This window comes from Sinomicrobium endophyticum, assembly GCF_052983315.1.
On the sequence record NZ_JBRKIS010000028.1, the window covers coordinates 33,161 to 50,811 of the forward strand.

The following is a 17,651-nucleotide window of genomic DNA, read 5'->3' on the forward strand; positions in this document are numbered from 1 at the left end:
TATTTGGGACCAGACATTTAAAGATCAAATCCTTTTGGGATATGCTTTAAGCAGACACTGATAATTTACAGCCTAAATTATTTCACAATATAAAAAAACAACAGAGTTTCCTGGTTGGAAACTCTGTTGTTCATTACTAATCCTGATAAAGGTTAATCTCAAAAGTCTCGTAGTAACGAACGGTTTCGTTTCATAAACACCCCTGCCGGAATAACATCACTTTCCTGTGCATAGACCTCCTTATGAACCTGAAAACCAAGTATGGGGGCGTAAAGCTTAGAGGATCGCCGGGTACTTGCCAAAAGAAAAGGAATATCAAAACCTCGTTCTTCAAAATGATTTAATGTCCATTTGGAAAGAAGGCTTCCATACCCCTGCCCCTGTACTTCCGGCAAGACTCCCATATAATCAGGCAGCATACTTTTTTTACGCTGCTCCGGATCTAATGGAATATCTCCTGCCTCATAGAGCCATTGGTATCGTTTTACTCCCTCCGGTTCAAGTATGTCATACCATTGCTTTTTGTATTTCGTAGGAGGCTCCAGGGCGTATCCAAGTGGATATTCAGCTAAAAGGCTTCGATCGTATAATGGTTTTGCTATTGAATCATAATAAAGTTTTGTATAATTTTTGGAACCTTCCCTATTTTGCACTACTTACAAAATGATACAACAATACGCTTACATTATAACTCCTATGGATATATTTACTATTTTGTGACTTGATGTCACAAAATAGTAATTTTTCACGAGGCAAGCCTCGAGGCATGTATCCTAAAAAGATTCCAGTTAATGGAATACTATTCCAAACTGGACGCCAAAAAGGAGCAACTACAAAAGGTGCTCCTTAAAATGACCGACGTATCCCAGAAGTACAGCGCGCCGTTCTCCGATGAGGACAAGGAAGAATATCCCTACCAGATGGTACTGAAAGGTAAAGGAGCCTACAATACCGTAGAGGAAATCTTCAGGATCTCCAAACCGGAAACCGTCACCAACTTTACCAACTACCTCCTCAGTGAAGTCTCCGGGGGTACTGGATGTACTGGAAACTGAAATCCTGAAGTAATCCAAGAAAATCCAGGTGTAGGTAAGGAAAAGCGAGCAATTCCCCTTTTTTTACTTCTTTTATGGAAAATCTCCTCTAAGAAATGGTAATGAAAAGCAATGTTATTGATGATACTAAAATCTAAACTAACAGTCAAGAAAACAAAATCTTAGACAGTATGAGAATTATACCATGAGATAGTGTTTAACCAACACTGACCTCCCTTATTTATATAGTATAGGGATACCTCGGAAAACTATATATGCGGGAAGCCTCCCTCTATGGTTTGTTTTTAGCAAAATTGTTAATCCCTTCTTTAAACCAGGCTTCATATTCGTCGATCTCCGGGGTATATCCTACAGGATTGTTTAGGCTTTTTCCCTGATGATCCACCAGGACATAATACGGTTGCGCATTAGCTTTATACTTGGTGATCTGAAAATCACTCCATTTATTTCCAATGGTTTTAATTTGTTTTCCAGTGGTCTCAGATACGTACTGCTCATTTTTAGGTAATTTGCGTTTGTCGTCAACATACAGGGAAATAAGCACGATTTCGTTGTTCAGGATGTTTAATATTTCATCTTCGCTCCATACGCGCTCTTCCATTTTTCTGCAATTCACGCAGGCGTGACCGGTAAAATCGATCATCACGGGTTTATTTACATTCCGGGCATAAGCCATTCCTTTCTCATAATCCAGGAAGGCTACAACATCGTGAGGTCCGTAGTGTGCCCCGTCAGGTAAACCAGCATGGGAAGCCCCGATTCCTCCACTTTTAGTGTTACCCACTCCATAGGGGGATTCACTGTAATGCATCGGTGGCGGGAAACCGCTGATGAGTTTTAAGGGTGCTCCCCAAAGACCAGGGATCAGATAGATGGTAAACGAGAAAACCAACAGCCCTAATCCTAAACGACCTACTGAAATGTGTTTTAGAGGTGTATCATGAGGCAGGTTGATCTTCCCGAATAAGTAGAATGACAATACACTAAAAATGGCAATCCAGATGGCTATAAATATCTCACGCTCCAACCAATGCAATTGTAAAACCAGGTCCGCATTCGACAGGAACTTAAATGCCAGGGCCAATTCCAGAAATCCTAAAACCACTTTTACCGAATTGAGCCATCCTCCCGATCGTGGCAGGGAATTTAGCCATCCAGGGAACATGGCAAACAGCATGAATGGCAACGCTAAGGCCAATGAAAAACCCAGCATCCCTATAATCGGTGCCACTCCTCCTTTACTGGCCGCCTCCACCAATAAGGTTCCGACAATGGGACCTGTACAGGAAAAGGAAACAACGGCCAGAGCCAGGGCCATGAATAATATTCCTATGATCCCTCCCTTATTAGCCTTACTGTCTACCTTATTAATCCAGGAATACGGCAGTACGATCTCAAAGGCCCCTAGAAAAGAGGCTGCAAATATCACCAACAATAAAAAAAAGATGACGTTAAACCAAACATTGGTAGATAACGCATTTAAAGAATCTGCTCCGAAGACGGCGGTCACTAATGATCCCAGAAATACATAGATTACAACAATGGATATACCATAAAAAATGGCATTTTTAATTCCTGAAGCCCGGTTTTTACTCTGTTTGGTAAAAAAACTAACCGTCATAGGGATCATCGGAAAGACACATGGTGTTAATAAAGCGGCAAAACCAGACAGAAAAGCTAAAAGGAAAATAGACCACAAACCTCTTCTGGTTTCCTTAGTATCCACCTGAGTCTTAATATCTTTGCCGATTCGGGATGCAGATGCAGCCTTTGAAGGTTGATCTACCAGAGATTCCGTAGCATTTTGACCTGTTGTTAAATCAAAAACTAATTCCACTTCGGTGGGTGGTAAGCAATGGGCTTCATCACATACCATAAATTCTACCAACCCATTAATGATGGATATTTCTTTTTCAAGATTAACTCGCTGTTCGAATGTGGCCTTGTTCTCAAAGAATTTAATTTCCATTTCAAAAACAGGGTCATTGATCTTATGTCCTTCTTCTTCCAGGGTATTACCTATAATAGTAAAATGACCCTCACTATCGTCGTAAATAAAGGTTGTAGGTATCGGTCCGTTCGCAGGAACAGTCTGTGAATATAAATGCCAGCCCTGGTCAATAGTGGCTGTCGAAATCAGATTGTACTCCGTGTCCGAAATTTTTTCGATGGAAGTGGACCATGTAACAGGCTCAAAGATTTGAGCATGCCCCGAAAATGAAACTATCAGGAGGACCAAGGCTATATGAAGCTTCTTCATTTTCTTAATGTTTTTTACGGAATCATAAACGTTAATTCCTGTATTGTAGGGGGCAAGCACCTGATATCATCACAAACCATAAATTCCACATTTCCTTTTACATTAAAAGGCTTATTCGACATGACCTTAATTTTTTGCTTAAATACGGCTTTTGTTTCAAAATAGGTTATCTGCATTTCAAAAACAGGATCATGTACTGTATGTCCTGCTGCTTCACTGGTATTGCCCTTTTTAAGGTAGTTATTGCTCCCTTTAAATGAAAACCTTGTAGGTATAGGACCGTCTTCCGGAACCTCTTGTGAATATAAATGCCAACCATTTTCGATAGAGGCTGTCGCAATCAATTCGTATTCGGTATCCGAATTTTTATGGACCGAAGTAGACCATTGTACAGGTTCAAGAATTTGTGAAAACGTATTTAAACTGGATACCAATATTAACACTGCTACAATATTCTTCATGTTTTATGATTTTTTAAGAAGATGACCAATAAGGACAGGGTATTATCCATCCCTAGCGTAATAATAGCATGCAAGATAAGGGAATTGAAAAACATATGGATGGAAATTTTCAAAAGATATACATAGAGAAATATGGAAAATCCCATAGGGATAGGTGTTAAACAACCTCTACGAAAGTATGCATTACTGATGAATTAAATAAGGTTTTTACTTGCTTTATATACATATATTCAACATGCATAAGTAGGTATATTATCATTATAAATAGGATAAATACACGAATTTCTATTCTATTAAGATTAGAGTAATTTTATAGTTATCACCAATGGTATAAATTCTAAAACCCTAGATTTGCATCTTAATACATAAAAAGAAGTTTTTGCGTAAAAAAAGTAAATTTGAGGATAAATTGATTGTAGCATTCCATCCTGATAAGGTTTGCTCTGGGACTTCCATTTTTCACTATATATTCAAATCGTTTCAATTTTCGTCACATCATCCCAAAACCTTTATTTTTCATTTAAATGATAAAAAAATGATACGTTTTGTTGATATAATGAGATATTTTGTATTGAATTTTTAGGTAAAATATATCTAATATTGTCTCTAATCATTTGATATACCTCATAAAAGTTGTTAAAATTTCCCACGAGTATTTTTATTTTATGGTGTAGTGATTAGAAGAAAAAACCAATGAATACAGATAAATTTTTGTATTAATACTATGCATAATTGATTTGTGTGTTAGAGATGGCTATACAATAATTTTACCGCCCTTTTTCTTATAAATGTGTAAACCTTATGTTTAATGTGTTATGGATAATTGTATTCAGATAACAAAAAGATTGTTACAACTTTTAAAAGTAAATTATACTTCAAAATATGTGGAGGACAGTATTCTTTCACATTCCGATTATCCGAGTTTATTATCCGTATCAGATACTCTTGATAAGTATGATATAGAGCACCTTGCATTAAAAACCAATGGCAAGCGGCTTGAAGCATTACCCAAGCCTTGTGTGGTGCAGATTACACAGCAAGGATCTCACCAGTTTTATGTTGTAGAAAGTATAGATGAAAAGGAGATCACATATTATGATGAAAATAATAAGCTCCGAAAGGATTGGTATGACCGTTTTTTAACTGGGTGGACCGGGGTATGTTTAGCTGTGCAGACCAGTGAGACCACCCAAGAGCCTGGTATAGAGGACAAGTTAAAGGAAAAAAGGATTAAAAACCTGTTGTTTGTTCTTTTCTCTATTGCCTTAATTAGTTGGTTTGTCGCGGATGGCATTATGCCTGACCATAATACTTTTCAAATTGTCGTGCCCGGCGTGTATGTGTTGCTGAAACTCCTGGGAGTGTCGGTATCTGTAATACTGCTGTGGTACGGGATAGATAAATACAACCCTACATTGCAGCATCTCTGCTCGGGTGGTACAAAAATCAGTTGTGATGTGGTGATGAATTCCCGGTATTCTAAAATTTTGGGTACTGATATAGATCTGAACATAATGGCTTTTGCCTATTTTTTCGCATCATTAATGCTGATGTTGATTACTGCGTGGTCTTCATCTTCCCTAGGGGTTTTAAGTATTTTGAGTTTTATGACTGCTCCTGTGATTCTTTTCTCGGTGTATGCCCAGGCCTTTGTCCTGAAAAAATGGTGTAAATTTTGTCTTATGATAAGCGGTATACTCGCTGTGGAAATAGGTGTTGCGCTCTTTGGGGAGTTTTACGCTAACAATATATCATTGAGGGATGTATCTGTTTTTTTGGTGTTTTTTAGCACTTCCCTATTGGGTTGGAAATTTTTAAAACCGTTTTTAGAAAGAGACAAGGAAATTAATTTCTATAAGAGAAGTCTCAAAAAAATAAAAAACAACCAAGTCGTATTGCAAAGCCTGTTGTCAAAATCCAGGAAGATTACCAATGATACCGATAACCTGGGCATACTTTTAAAAAATAGTGCTCCCAAATATCAAATTATCAAGGTCTGTAATCCCTATTGTGGCCCCTGTGCAAAAGCACACCCTGTGCTGGACAAATTATATAAGGAGGGAAGCATAGACCTGCAAATTATTTTTACGGCCCGGGCAGATAACAACGATCGAAAGGCTAAACCAGTGAGCCATTTTCTGGCCATTGAGAGTAAAGGGGATATAGAAGTGGTAACAACTTCCCTCGATAGATGGTACACTGCCGAACAAAAGGATTATGAAGCTTTTGCCCGCCAATACCCCATGAATGGAGAGCTTGAGCAACAATGGGATAGGATAAGACAAATGAGTGATTGGTGTAAGGCAGAAAAAATAACCCATACACCAACTATTTTCATTAATGGCTACGAATTGCCCAAAGAATATAATGTGGCAGACCTGCAGGAGGTTCTGGGGCGGTAAAATAACCGCCGTTATTCAGCTATAGCGTCTTGATTCCTGGTTTTTTTATATGGGGAACACGAATGAATATAAGTCTAAATTTAAAAATAGTATGTCATGAAAAAATTAAACTTGAGCAAATGGCCTCTGCAAACCGACGAGGTACTTCAAAGAAACGAATTGAAAATGATCCTTGGCGGAAATAATGGAGGTTACGGAGGCTATGGAGAAGATGGAGCCGGATGTAACGCCGATGATGGGTGTGATTCAGGCTGTTCTGAGTATAGTGCACAGCACCAGGCCTATATATGTACACACTGTTGTATAGCCTAACTGTGTGATATGGATAACAATGGCCCCAAGATTATCAGGAGAATTCTTTTCTTGGTTTTCATATGTAATATCTACAGGCTTTCTTCTCAGGTAACCGAGGTGAATATTGAAGGCAGGTTGGTAGAAAATGTGAAAGACCATGATTCCATATTTTTTTTCACTCCTTCTGCCATAGACAAAAAATATTACGAGGTGACGCGTATCTCGTCTGTGGTAAAGGATAAAAAATTTCATCTTGTTTCAGAGCTAAGCTACCCCCATATGTTCGTCACAAGATTGAAAAGCGAAGAAAACATACTGTCTTCACGGGGCGGCGATTATTTTATTGATCCTTCTACCAATATCATCACTATAGATACCCTGGGGAGTTGTAGTGAGGTAGAAGGAAAAACCCATCACGAATACCGCACAAAATTTGTCCCTTTTTTTTACGATGATAAGGATAAGAGCCATTGTGCCACAACAGTATTACCATCGTTTCGTCATAGGAACGGGGATGAATTCGACCGGAAATTGTCAGCTTATGTAAAACTGAACCCCGATTCTTTTGTAGCACTGTGGTTTTTGATTGAGCGGTTTGAAAAACAGGGATATACCGAGTCGTATCAAAAAGTACTACAGTCTTTCTCCGATACGATGAAGGAAAGCCACCTATGGAAAATGGTTAACGGGGAAATGGCTTCAAGCAGGATAAAGAGAGGAAAAAAATTCCCGGAATTAGTTTTACAAACCTCACAACTAAAGCAGGAAGTACTCCGCCTGCCTAAGGCGAAGTATGCCTTTATCGATTATTGGTTCAGTACCTGTAAACCCTGTTTAAAAAAAATCCCGGAAATCAAGAGATTGTTTGACACTTATCATACGCTGGGATTTGAAGTTATTAGCATTGCTACAGATAAAACAGCTTATGTGGAAAACTGGCAACAGGTTATAGAGGAACAACAATTGAACTGGAGTCACTACCTGGATGAGAATGGATCTAATGCCAAAAGAGATAAGATTCGAAGTTTCCCTACCACTTTTCTTCTTGATGACCAGGGTAGAGTAATCCAAAAGAATATTCCATTGGACCAATTGAAAGAACTGTTAATAAGGGAATTGAAACACTGAAAAGTTTCCTTAAAGGAGATGGGCAGATACCCCGGGTGTCCTTAGATTTTCCAGGGTGATTATTAACCAATACATCATGATTATGAATAAAATAGCTTTAAAAAAACTGGAGTTGAAAACAGATGAAATCCTCGAAAGACATCATCTCAAAACCGTATTCGGAGGATATGATGGAGGGTATGGAGGGTATGATGGAGCGTGTATAGATTATTGCGAAAGCGATAATGATTGCTCCCAGGCCCTGGATGAATATTGTGCCACCATACAATTCCCCGATGGTTGCCGGGCAAAAAGATGCATTCGCAGATTTACTTAATCAATGTTTAACCACTTATAAAACACCAAATTATGAAAAAATTGGATTTACAGCAATTAAAGACGGAAGAGGTACTTCGAAAAGAAGAACTAAAAATGATTTTTGGCGGGTACGGAGGAGGATATGGAGGATATGGAGACTGCTTAGATGACTGTTCTACAAATTCAGATTGTCCTGATGGGCTTGAATGCATGTGCCTTACACCGGAGGCCTGTAAAGATATCAATTCCCCGGTATCCAGGTGTGTGGCGCCTGCTTGATGGTCAGGATGAACTCTTTGGTTTTTAAGTTATAGTCCCAATACCGGACTGCCCGGCATTGGGGCTATATATTACAACAGGGCGTTATATAAAAGGTGAAAAACATTATCCGGTACATTTTATATGTAACCATAAAGATACCGGTTATATGGATTTGACGTATAATAAGATCTTCTATGAGTCATATTAAATTAAGTTTTTGATCTTTAATAGTTGCTTAAAAATTAAAACATTTCTAAAAAAGGCATCGTTCTTCCGGTAAATTTTATCATAATGTATGATCAAAAAATACATGTACTCTACTTGATCCTGTTAATCCTTATTTCGTCCTGCGAAAGAAAAAAGGGAAGTACAGTCTCGGTGGGCAACAATGAGGTACTTGAAATTCCACTGGACCCCTCTATATCCGGGAACTTCCGTTTTGATCCGATAAGATACACGGATTTCCCGGTATATACCCTGAAAAAGTCCTATCCCGAACTTTATAAAAAACGCATGTCCGGTTTTAAGGGAATTCCGGAACTGGACAGCCTGATGCTGGTCTCGGCCTCTATGCAAATGACACCACACTATTATGAGCTCTATCAATACGGATATTTTAATAAAGGAGAATTTCTTAAAAGGGCCAGGCACCATGTAGCAGATACAATCTTATATGGTCAAGGCATAAAATACCAGTTCAATGCCATTTCCGGATTTATAAAAAACAAACAGGTGGTTGTCGTAGATGCCAACAATAATGGTGATTTCAGTGACGATAAAATTTTGGAGTTTGACCGGGATTTCAGGAATATGCCTCCCCAAGGCAAAAACGAGGGACAACAAAATGACATAGATTTTTATTACCAGGTTTGTTATGACGGCAAGGTGTATGATATGAACAGGAAGATCCGCGTTCATCCCCAAACCAGACATCCCTATAGCTATCTAATGGAAAGAAACCTGGACCCTGAGACGAACAATTACACCTTGATGGCCCGTTTAAGGGATTTCAGAAAAGGAGATATTCAGATGAGCGGTACTCAGTTTACAGTAGCTGTTCAGGGGAAAAATAACGAAGTGGCCAATATCATCATCAGACCGGATTCTATGACGTATGATAAGGAGGATTTGTCTTTTCAGACCAACTTCGAATACGCCATTAACGACACGGCAAAATTCGGAGAAGCATTCTACGAGATTGATAGGTTAGAGATGGATTTATCCAGGTTGTATCTAAAGAGATCTGTGATAAATAGGGAAGATTTTTCCAGTTACCGGATGGGATATAAAATGGGAGATTATAAGCTGACGGATCTGGAGCATAAAAGGGTATGGCTTTCTGATATGGTGAAGGGCCGGAAAAAATATATCCTATTGGATTTTTGGGGTACATGGTGTATACCGTGTAAGGAACTCCTTCCGAATATCAAAAAATTACATCACAGTTACCAGGACAGGGTCAACTTTGTAAGTATCGCTCTTGATGATGATATCAATAAAGTCAGGGAATTTACCGATCAAAATGGAATGAACTGGTCTCATGCTTTTGTAGACAGGAATAACAGGAAAGGGTCTGTAATCCCCGCGTTAAGAGTTACCAGTTATCCCACCTTTATATTGCTGGATAACCAGTTTAACATTATATATCGCGGAGGAACAGACGCGTTTGAGAAGATAGAAAGGATTATAGCTAAAAACGGAACCGAATGAGCCTGATATAACTCTGGTAAATGGAAATGAATGATATACCTTCTATAAAGGTAGACACAAACCTTGAGTGTCTATAAATGTTCGAGGTCATACTAATTTTAAATTTTTTATTATGAAAAAATTAAGTTTAACGAATCTAAATTTTGAAGCAGAAGAAATGCTCGAAAGGAATCAGTTGAAGAGCTACTTTGGGGGATATGATGGCGGATACTCCGGTGGATATTCCTGTGGTGTTACCGTTTACTGTAATGATGGTTATGCAATAAGTATTCCTAAGGGTCAAGAGTACAATCCAAAGAACATTTGTTCAAGTCATCAGGGCCTATCTCATCAAGCGACCGAGGGATGTTAATTTTTGATTCTATTGTTAATGTTTTTGGAGGAACATATTCTCATTAAATATGTTCCTCTTGTATACATCTTTGGGTATACGTAAAACCAGGCAACATCCAATATTATGAAATGGCGCTAAGCACACAAAAACTAATTTTTTAATAACAATTGATCTAATACAGGTAACCCAATAGTGACTGAATTCCCTTTTTACAAACAACCCGACTCCAAAGATTGTGGACCTACGTGTTTACGGATTATTGCCAAATACTATGGTAAACTCATATCCCTGAAAGAAATACGGGAATTATCCGAAACGACGCGCGCAGGAAGTAATTTGTTAAAACTCAGTGACGCTGCCGAGGCTATTGGTTTTAAAACCATAGGGGCCAAACTTAATTTTAATAAACTTAAGCAAGCACCACTTCCTCTTATCGTGCATTGGAATAAAAACCACTTCGTGGTTGTTTATAAAATTAAAAATGATATTGTTTATGTTTCAGACCCAGCCTATGGCCTGATTACGTATGCTAAAAATGATTTTATATCCCGTTGGGTCGGTAATAATGCCACGGAAAACACCAAGGAGGGCATTACGTTATTACTTGATATTACCCCGCAATTCAAAAAAACAAAATGGGAGGATACCGACAAGAAGTCTTTGAAATTTTTATTCCAGTACCTGTTCAAATACAAAAAGCTTCTTTTGCAACTATGTATCGGCCTGTTGGTAGGGAGTATGTTGCAACTGATCTTTCCTTTTCTTACCCAAAGTATTGTAGATGTAGGGATACAAAACCAGGATATCGGCTTCATTTATATTATTTTACTTGCCCAGGTCATGTTGTTCCTCGGACGTACCAGCGTCGATGTTTTTAGGAGTTGGATATTACTGCACTTAAGCACACGGATCAATATTTCCCTGGTTTCGGATTTCTTTATAAAACTGATGGATTTGCCGATTGCCTATTTTGATACCCGGATGACCGGGGATATCATGCAGCGTATCAACGACCATAAACGTATTGAACGACTATTGACAGGATCTACCCTGAGTACACTGTTCTCCTTTGTAAACCTGTTTGTATTTGCTGCTGTGCTTATCTATTACAGTCCTTCCATTTTCTTCATTTTTATGGGAGGAAGCCTGATTTATATACTGTGGATACTCTATTTTCTAAAGCGAAGAAAGGAACTGGATTATAAACGTTTTTCGCAGTTAAGCCAGGAACAAAGTACCGTCATTGAACTAATTAATGGCATGCAGGAAATAAAGATGCATAATGCGGAAAAACAGAAGCGGTGGCGCTGGGAGTTTGTACAGGCCCGTTTATTCAATGTATCGATCCAAAGCCTGGTCTTGGAGCAGACACAGGGAGTGGGCTCTTCTTTTATCCACGAGCTGAAAAATATTTTTATCACATTTACGTCGGCAGTCCTGGTGATAGAAGGGAATATCACCTTGGGGATGATGTTGTCCATACAGTATATCATAGGTCAGTTAAATAGCCCCATTATCCAGATGGTCAGCTTTATAAGGGCATACCAAGATGCAAAAATAAGCATGGAGCGATTGAGTGAAATTCATGATAAGGATAATGAAGAAAACAAGGAGAAACAATTTATAACCAAAGTTTTTCCAAATGGAGACCTGGAGATACGTCAGGTTTATTTTCGATATATAGGCAGTGATGAGTATGTGTTGAAAAATATGGACTTAGATATTCCGGCCCATAAGATTACCGCTATTGTGGGAGCCAGCGGAAGTGGTAAAACCACCCTGATGAAACTGCTCCTGAAATTTTATGAACCCGGAAAGGGTGAGATAAATTATGGGACACATGGCCTGAGTAATATATCCCATAAATCGTGGAGGGATCGTTGTGGTGTAGTGATGCAGGAAGGTTATATATTCAATGATACGATTGCCTATAATATAGCCATTGGAGTGGATAGCATTGACCAGGAACGATTGATAAATGCCACTAAAATAGCCAATATCTATGACTTTATCCGATCGCTCCCGTTGGGGTTTAACACTAAAATAGGAAATGAAGGCATTGGGGTAAGTACCGGACAAAAACAACGGTTATTTATTGCAAGGGCCATATACAAAAATCCTGATTTATTGTTTTTTGATGAAGCCACATCAGCCCTGGATGCCAAAAACGAAAGAATTATTATGGAGAACCTCAAGACGTTTTTTAAAGGTAAGACGGTTGTGGTTATTGCCCATAGGCTAAGCACGGTTAGAAATGCAGATCAGATCGTGGTTATCGATGAGGGTAAGATTAAGGAAATAGGTTCACACACCGAGTTAATTGATAGTAAAGGAACCTATTACAGCCTGGTAAAAAACCAGTTGGAATTGGAAAAAATTAATGCAGATTCAGATGCCTGAAAATTCAGAAGAAAATAGACTTAACCTAAGATCGGAAGAGGTTCAGGAAATTTTGACTAAGCCCCCGGTCTGGATCGTACGATGGGGTATTACCCTGGTATTCGGGTTTACCTGCCTGATCATTTTTTTATCCTATATTATCGAATATCCGGACTACCTCTCGGCAAAGATTATCGTGACTACCCGCCAACCGACCGAAAAGGTAATAGCCCGTTATCCGGGGCAGATTGAAAAAATATTTATTAAAAACAGGGATACTGTACATATTGGACAACAATTGGCGATTATTAAGAATACGGCAAACTATGAACATGTGTTCCGGCTGAAAGCCATATTGGATACCCTGCATTTTAAGTTAAATGATTTTTCATTTCCCATAGACTCTGTTTCTAATTTTATACTGGGAGATATTGAACCCGCTTATATAGAATTTGAAAAAAGTTATGTAGAGTATTTTTTATTACAGGGCCTAGAACCTTATGACAATCAACTTACGGGAAACAGGGAAGCGCTCAAGGAAGTGAAAAAACGGTTGGAAAACCAAATAGCTCAGAAAGGACTCCTGGAACAAAAGGCAGTATTGGCGAAATCTGAATTTAATCGATATACAGGCCTGTACGATAAGGGAGTAATATCCAGTCAGGAATTTGAAACCAAGGAAATAGAGTATATCCAAATGCAAGAGCATATCAATAATATGGCCATATCGATATCGCAGATGAGAGAAGCCATTGCTACGGCGAACCAGACCTTAAAAGACACGTATATTAATAAACAGGAAGATGATACTAGATTCCTGAAAAATTTGATTCAATCCTATAATTCCTTAAAGAGAGCTGTTCGGGACTGGGAATATAATTACGTACTGTCCTCTTCCATCAATGGGGTTATTAGCTTTCAGAATTTTTGGGGCGTAAACCAGAATGTGAATAATGGAGACATTGTTTTTTCCATACTTCCCGAAGACAAATCCGTATTGGTAGGAAAAATGACCCTGGCCTCACAGAATGCCGGAAAGGTCAATATAGACCAGAAAGTATTGGTCAAACTGGACAACTATCCTTACCAACAGTATGGTATGCTGGTAGGTAAAGTGAAAAATATTTCCATATCCCTGGACGACCAGGGAAACTATATTGTATACACTGAATTACCTGATGGAACCTTAACTTCTTATCATCAAGAAATCGAATTTAATCAGGAACTGATAGGGAGCGCGGAAATTATAACCGAGGATCTTAGTGTAGCCGAACGATTATTTTACAAAATGAGAGGAGTGTTTCAAAGATAAATAACCTTGTTTAGGACTGCTGTAGATGACACCAAGCCGTTTTGTTTTTAAAAAAAATAGAGATTAACCAGGTTTTATGCCGATAAATACCAATTAAACAATGAAAATATCATTCTGTACCGTTTGTATGAATCGTCTGGAATATCTAAAACAAACTTTACCCCAAAACATAAAGGATAACCTTTCGTACCCGGATGTGGAATTTGTTGTACTAAATTATAATTCCACCGATGGCCTGGATACCTGGATAAATAATGAAATGAGGGGCTACCTTGAGGATAAAACACTTATCTATGCGGAAACTAGGAAACCCTGCTATTTTCGCCGAAGTCATGCCAAAAATATTGCGGCAAAAATGGCCACCGGGGATATCATCTGTAATGTTGACGCCGACAATTACTTGGGGGAAGGTTTTGCCGCCTATGTAAACGATCATTTTTCAAAGAAACCCAATAGTTTTTTAAGTGTAAATAAAAACGCTTTCTCCAAGGATTGTTACGGTAGAATTTGTGTGCCGAAGAAACATTTTACTACTATTACAGGGTATGATGAGAGTATGGTAGGTTATGGTTTTGAAGATTTCGACCTGGTGAATCGGCTCGAAATATTGGGGCTTGAGGCTTCTCATATCGGGAGCGATACCTTTTTGAAGGTAATCCGGCATGATAATGAATCGCGTTTGAAAAATGAAGAATATCTGAATGAAATTAATGCCGTGTATATCCGACATATTAATCATTTCAGTTCAGAGTTATTATTCTTGTTCAGGAACGGAACATGTTCCTTTGGAACCATGACCATAAACAGGCTTAAGAATTCGGAGTCTGTGGACAATATATTTGCAGAAAACAGAAAATTCGATTATGCCTACGAATTGAAAGAATTTTCCTGGAGGTATGGTACCTGGAAAGCAGCACAAGATTACCTGATTACGAACATGGATAATAGGAAACTAAAGTTTATCATTTCAGATCGTGATTTGGTCATAGCAAAAGGTAATGAAATGATATATAACAAATGCACCAAATACCGTATTACCGAAGAATTAATAATGTTTTACTCCCAGATAGAAAACAGGAGTAAAATGATAACCAATAAGAACACCAGGAAAATTGTAGTCAATAATGCCTTTGGAGAAATATGAGTATGTGACCCCAAGTTTTTTATGTTGTTATGCCTGAGATGAATTGATATGAACTTAGCTAAAAACAGTGCCGTAAGCCTATCGGTCTTTTACCCACGAATCGGTTGGTATGATTTGATCGTTAACGGGATCTATCCCCTTATAGAAAAAGGAACAATACCCTCTTTTTTTTCCCTTCAGCTTATGGATACAAGAGGGGATCACGTTCAACTTTTTGTAATCGGCCAAAAAGAAAATATTCTTAAAATAGTCACTGAAATTAGTAAACATTTAGAGTGTTTTTTAGGGCAAAATCGGATAAACGGTAGCTCCGGGTCCATCGCAAAAGAAGACGTCTTTTGCGATTTTGAACCTAATAAAATATACTATGGAGTATATGACAAGGAAGTGAGGTCTTTGAGAGAGGTAAAAGCAGACAGGGCAATTTCAAAACTATTGATATCGGTTTTTAAAGAATACAAAGAAGATACCCTGGAGTATGCTGTTGAACTGACTATGATTTTTTGTTTTTTGATAATGAAAAGGTTAGAGTTGGACAGGTCGCAGGTAGTATCTTTTATGGAGTTTCTTTTAATAGATCAGGAAAGGAAATATACGAGTGTAGCTATCGATAAATTGGAGAAAATTAATAATGACAATTTCAAAAATAATAGAAAGGCTATTGCAATATTATTAAAGGACAGCACTTCAAAGGCCAATACTATAAGGGAGCAATTACATGATATTGTAGCTATTAACCTGGAATGGTTAAAGGAAGATACGAATGAGCACTTACGCATGCTGTTATACAATATAAATAACGCATTTGGTTTTAAGGAAAGGTTTACCGCATATTATCTACTTGCCAAATGCATGGAAATGGAAGAAAGCCTCATTTAAATATAGAAACTGTACCAAAGAGTTTAAATTTTAATAATTCGGATCTGGAATAGTTACAGTGTGGAGCCGTGGACCAAATGAATTGTCATCGATGGAATGCTAAGAGTGTTATGCCAGGGATTTGGAAACATATTGGGACAGATCCCAGGATATATCAAATTCAGGCCAAATTCTGGTGCGAGAGGGAAGTAGAATAATAAAATACTTATAATGAAAGTAATAACTGTCGTTACTGATGTGAACAATTTTTATTTTCGGAAATTTCTTGTTCCGTCGTGTGAATTTTTTGGTTTTCATCTAGTCATTTTAAACCCGACAAAGCCGTGGGAAAGTCATCGTATTAAAGATCAGGTTCTGGTGCCTTATTTGGAAAGCTTGAAATCTCCGGATGAAATCATTCTGTTTACCGATGGATACGATGCCATGATGTTGAATGGGGTTTCGGAGGTGGTCCGGAGATATGAACAGTTTCAAAAGCCGATGGTATTTTCATCAGAAGCAAATTGTTGGCCGGAGCCGGAGCTGATAAAGATATATAACAGGGTGAGCCGGAATTACTCCAGGTTCTTAAACAGTGGCGGGTTTATTTGTAAAGTGCAGGATATTTTAAATATCCTGAAAGAAAATTCATGGGACGCACCTGAAATCTTGCGTTCATTTGACATTAAAAATGAGCAGATCGATAGTTACGAAAGTAAATATAAATGGAGCAATCAGTATTTCTGGACATTGCAATACTTTTCGAAACCGGGATGTATTGAAATAGATACCGAATCCAGGATTTTTATAACCACCGATACTCCTTTGGACCTTTTCAGTACTGAGATTCATGAGTATGCCAGGTTGGGTGAGCATGCTAATGTCTATAAGATCGAAAAAAAGCGAATTATGGAACTGATTGATGTATTAGAAGTATCCCTGATACCTCACCTTCACTTTTTTAACCCAATCACTACGCATATATTCAAAGAGTTATATATACATAATCTATTCCCTGACCGGATAGCTAAGATTCTGAAATATGATAAAATTAAAAAAGCAGAGGTCGTTCAGTTTTAGTTTTTAAGAACAATAACGAAAGTATGATAAACTCAGGATAGTGAAGAGCCTTGATTTAAAAAATAAATGTTCATATCCAATCTGAACAAATTTTTATTCGAAAACAATAAAGATGGTTTAATGAAACAAGTTGAATACTATTTTTCAAACACGCATATTTTCATGTTGTAAAAATGTGTGCCCGTTGTGACCTACACGTAAGTAGGAATTTATTAATGTAAATAATAGTTGTTATCATCTTTTAGCAGGTAACAATTTAAAAAGATAGTAGTTATAGACACAGTCCCTGAGTGTCTTTAAATGTTCAGGGTTAATATAAATTTTAATTTATAAATAATGGAAAAATTAAAATTAGAAAATTTGCCTTTAGAGGCAGAAGAGATGCTTCACCGAAATGATCTTAAAACTGTATTCGGAGGTGATGGAGGTTATGGGGGCTATGATGGTAGTTGCCCAGCTGATGCTCCATACGAATGCGTTTGCCCTGGAAGCTCAGTGGTAAATTGCAAGGAGTCCCAAGCAGATTGTGAAGCAACCTGTCAGGACGCGTGAGGTATAAAATAGTTAATCCCTTCTAAAGGATTGATTATTTGTTAATTTGAAAACTGTCTAAATTCTTTTTGGTGTTTTCATGGGATCTTTTACTATAAGACTACGGTTGATGTCATAGTTTCAT

General features: G+C 38.0%; 16 protein-coding genes. 13 read left to right on the forward strand and 3 right to left on the reverse strand.

All coding sequences use genetic code 11. From position 1 onward, the window contains the following. Positions 1 to 158: 158 nt before the first annotated feature. Positions 159 to 653, reverse strand: a complete 495-nt coding sequence (locus tag ACVBDU_RS11470) for a GNAT family N-acetyltransferase (RefSeq protein ID WP_447179931.1) — start codon at positions 651 to 653, stop codon at positions 159 to 161. Positions 654 to 791: 138 nt separating this feature from the next. Here ACVBDU_RS11470 and ACVBDU_RS11475 point away from each other — a divergent pair, with 138 nt between their 5' ends. Then, complete coding sequence (locus ACVBDU_RS11475) at positions 792 to 1,055, forward strand: hypothetical protein (RefSeq protein ID WP_447179894.1); 264 nt, start codon at positions 792 to 794, stop codon at positions 1,053 to 1,055. 271 nt (positions 1,056 to 1,326) lie between these two features. Here ACVBDU_RS11475 and ACVBDU_RS11480 read toward each other — a convergent pair whose 3' ends face one another. Together ACVBDU_RS11480 and ACVBDU_RS11485 are read right to left on the reverse strand one after the other, a co-directional pair. Continuing rightward, on the reverse strand, positions 1,327 to 3,315 hold the full coding sequence (locus tag ACVBDU_RS11480) for a protein-disulfide reductase DsbD family protein (RefSeq protein WP_447179895.1): 1,989 nt from the start codon (positions 3,313 to 3,315) through the stop codon (positions 1,327 to 1,329). Positions 3,316 to 3,329: 14 nt separating this feature from the next. Beyond that, a complete protein-coding gene (locus ACVBDU_RS11485) occupies positions 3,330 to 3,776 on the reverse strand; it encodes a protein-disulfide reductase DsbD domain-containing protein (protein ID WP_447179896.1) in 447 nt (148 codons plus the stop codon). 845 nt (positions 3,777 to 4,621) lie between these two features. On the opposite strand from ACVBDU_RS11485, the gene ACVBDU_RS11490 reads away from it, so the two are divergent. From ACVBDU_RS11490 to ACVBDU_RS11545, 12 genes are all read left to right on the forward strand, one after another. After that, positions 4,622 to 6,178 (forward strand): vitamin K epoxide reductase family protein, encoded by a 1,557-nt coding sequence (locus ACVBDU_RS11490; RefSeq protein ID WP_447179897.1) that lies wholly within the window; start codon positions 4,622 to 4,624, stop codon positions 6,176 to 6,178. Between the two features lie 96 nt (positions 6,179 to 6,274). Then, positions 6,275 to 6,490 carry a hypothetical protein gene (locus tag ACVBDU_RS11495; protein WP_447179898.1) on the forward strand — a complete coding sequence of 72 codons (216 nt, stop codon included), beginning with the start codon at positions 6,275 to 6,277 and terminating at the stop codon, positions 6,488 to 6,490. 9 nt (positions 6,491 to 6,499) lie between these two features. Beyond that, on the forward strand, positions 6,500 to 7,600 hold the full coding sequence (locus ACVBDU_RS11500) for a TlpA family protein disulfide reductase (protein ID WP_447179899.1): 1,101 nt from the start codon (positions 6,500 to 6,502) through the stop codon (positions 7,598 to 7,600). 82 nt (positions 7,601 to 7,682) lie between these two features. Beyond that, a complete protein-coding gene (locus ACVBDU_RS11505; RefSeq protein ID WP_447179900.1) occupies positions 7,683 to 7,916 on the forward strand; it encodes a hypothetical protein in 234 nt (77 codons plus the stop codon). Between the two features lie 32 nt (positions 7,917 to 7,948). Beyond that, positions 7,949 to 8,176 carry a hypothetical protein gene (locus tag ACVBDU_RS11510; protein ID WP_447179901.1) on the forward strand — a complete coding sequence of 76 codons (228 nt, stop codon included), beginning with the start codon at positions 7,949 to 7,951 and terminating at the stop codon, positions 8,174 to 8,176. 273 nt (positions 8,177 to 8,449) lie between these two features. Beyond that, a complete protein-coding gene (locus ACVBDU_RS11515) occupies positions 8,450 to 9,868 on the forward strand; it encodes a TlpA family protein disulfide reductase (RefSeq protein WP_447179902.1) in 1,419 nt (472 codons plus the stop codon). Between the two features lie 112 nt (positions 9,869 to 9,980). Beyond that, on the forward strand, positions 9,981 to 10,220 hold the full coding sequence (locus tag ACVBDU_RS11520; RefSeq protein ID WP_447179903.1) for a hypothetical protein: 240 nt from the start codon (positions 9,981 to 9,983) through the stop codon (positions 10,218 to 10,220). 174 nt (positions 10,221 to 10,394) lie between these two features. Continuing rightward, the gene (locus tag ACVBDU_RS11525) at positions 10,395 to 12,602 is read left to right on the forward strand and encodes a peptidase domain-containing ABC transporter (RefSeq protein ID WP_447179904.1); all 2,208 of its coding nucleotides are present in this window, start codon (positions 10,395 to 10,397) and stop codon (positions 12,600 to 12,602) included. Beyond that, complete coding sequence (locus ACVBDU_RS11530) at positions 12,595 to 13,893, forward strand: HlyD family secretion protein (protein ID WP_447179905.1); 1,299 nt, start codon at positions 12,595 to 12,597, stop codon at positions 13,891 to 13,893. Before ACVBDU_RS11525 ends, ACVBDU_RS11530 begins: the two co-directional genes overlap by 8 nt. Before the next feature lie 100 nt (positions 13,894 to 13,993). Then, on the forward strand, positions 13,994 to 15,037 hold the full coding sequence (locus tag ACVBDU_RS11535; RefSeq protein ID WP_447179906.1) for a glycosyltransferase family 2 protein: 1,044 nt from the start codon (positions 13,994 to 13,996) through the stop codon (positions 15,035 to 15,037). 48 nt (positions 15,038 to 15,085) lie between these two features. After that, positions 15,086 to 15,916: a hypothetical protein gene (locus ACVBDU_RS11540; RefSeq protein WP_447179907.1), complete on the forward strand. Its 831-nt coding sequence runs from the start codon at positions 15,086 to 15,088 to the stop codon at positions 15,914 to 15,916. Between the two features lie 210 nt (positions 15,917 to 16,126). Then, the gene (locus tag ACVBDU_RS11545) at positions 16,127 to 16,975 is read left to right on the forward strand and encodes a glycosyltransferase domain-containing protein (protein ID WP_447179908.1); all 849 of its coding nucleotides are present in this window, start codon (positions 16,127 to 16,129) and stop codon (positions 16,973 to 16,975) included. The last annotated feature ends 676 nt before the right edge of the window (positions 16,976 to 17,651 follow it).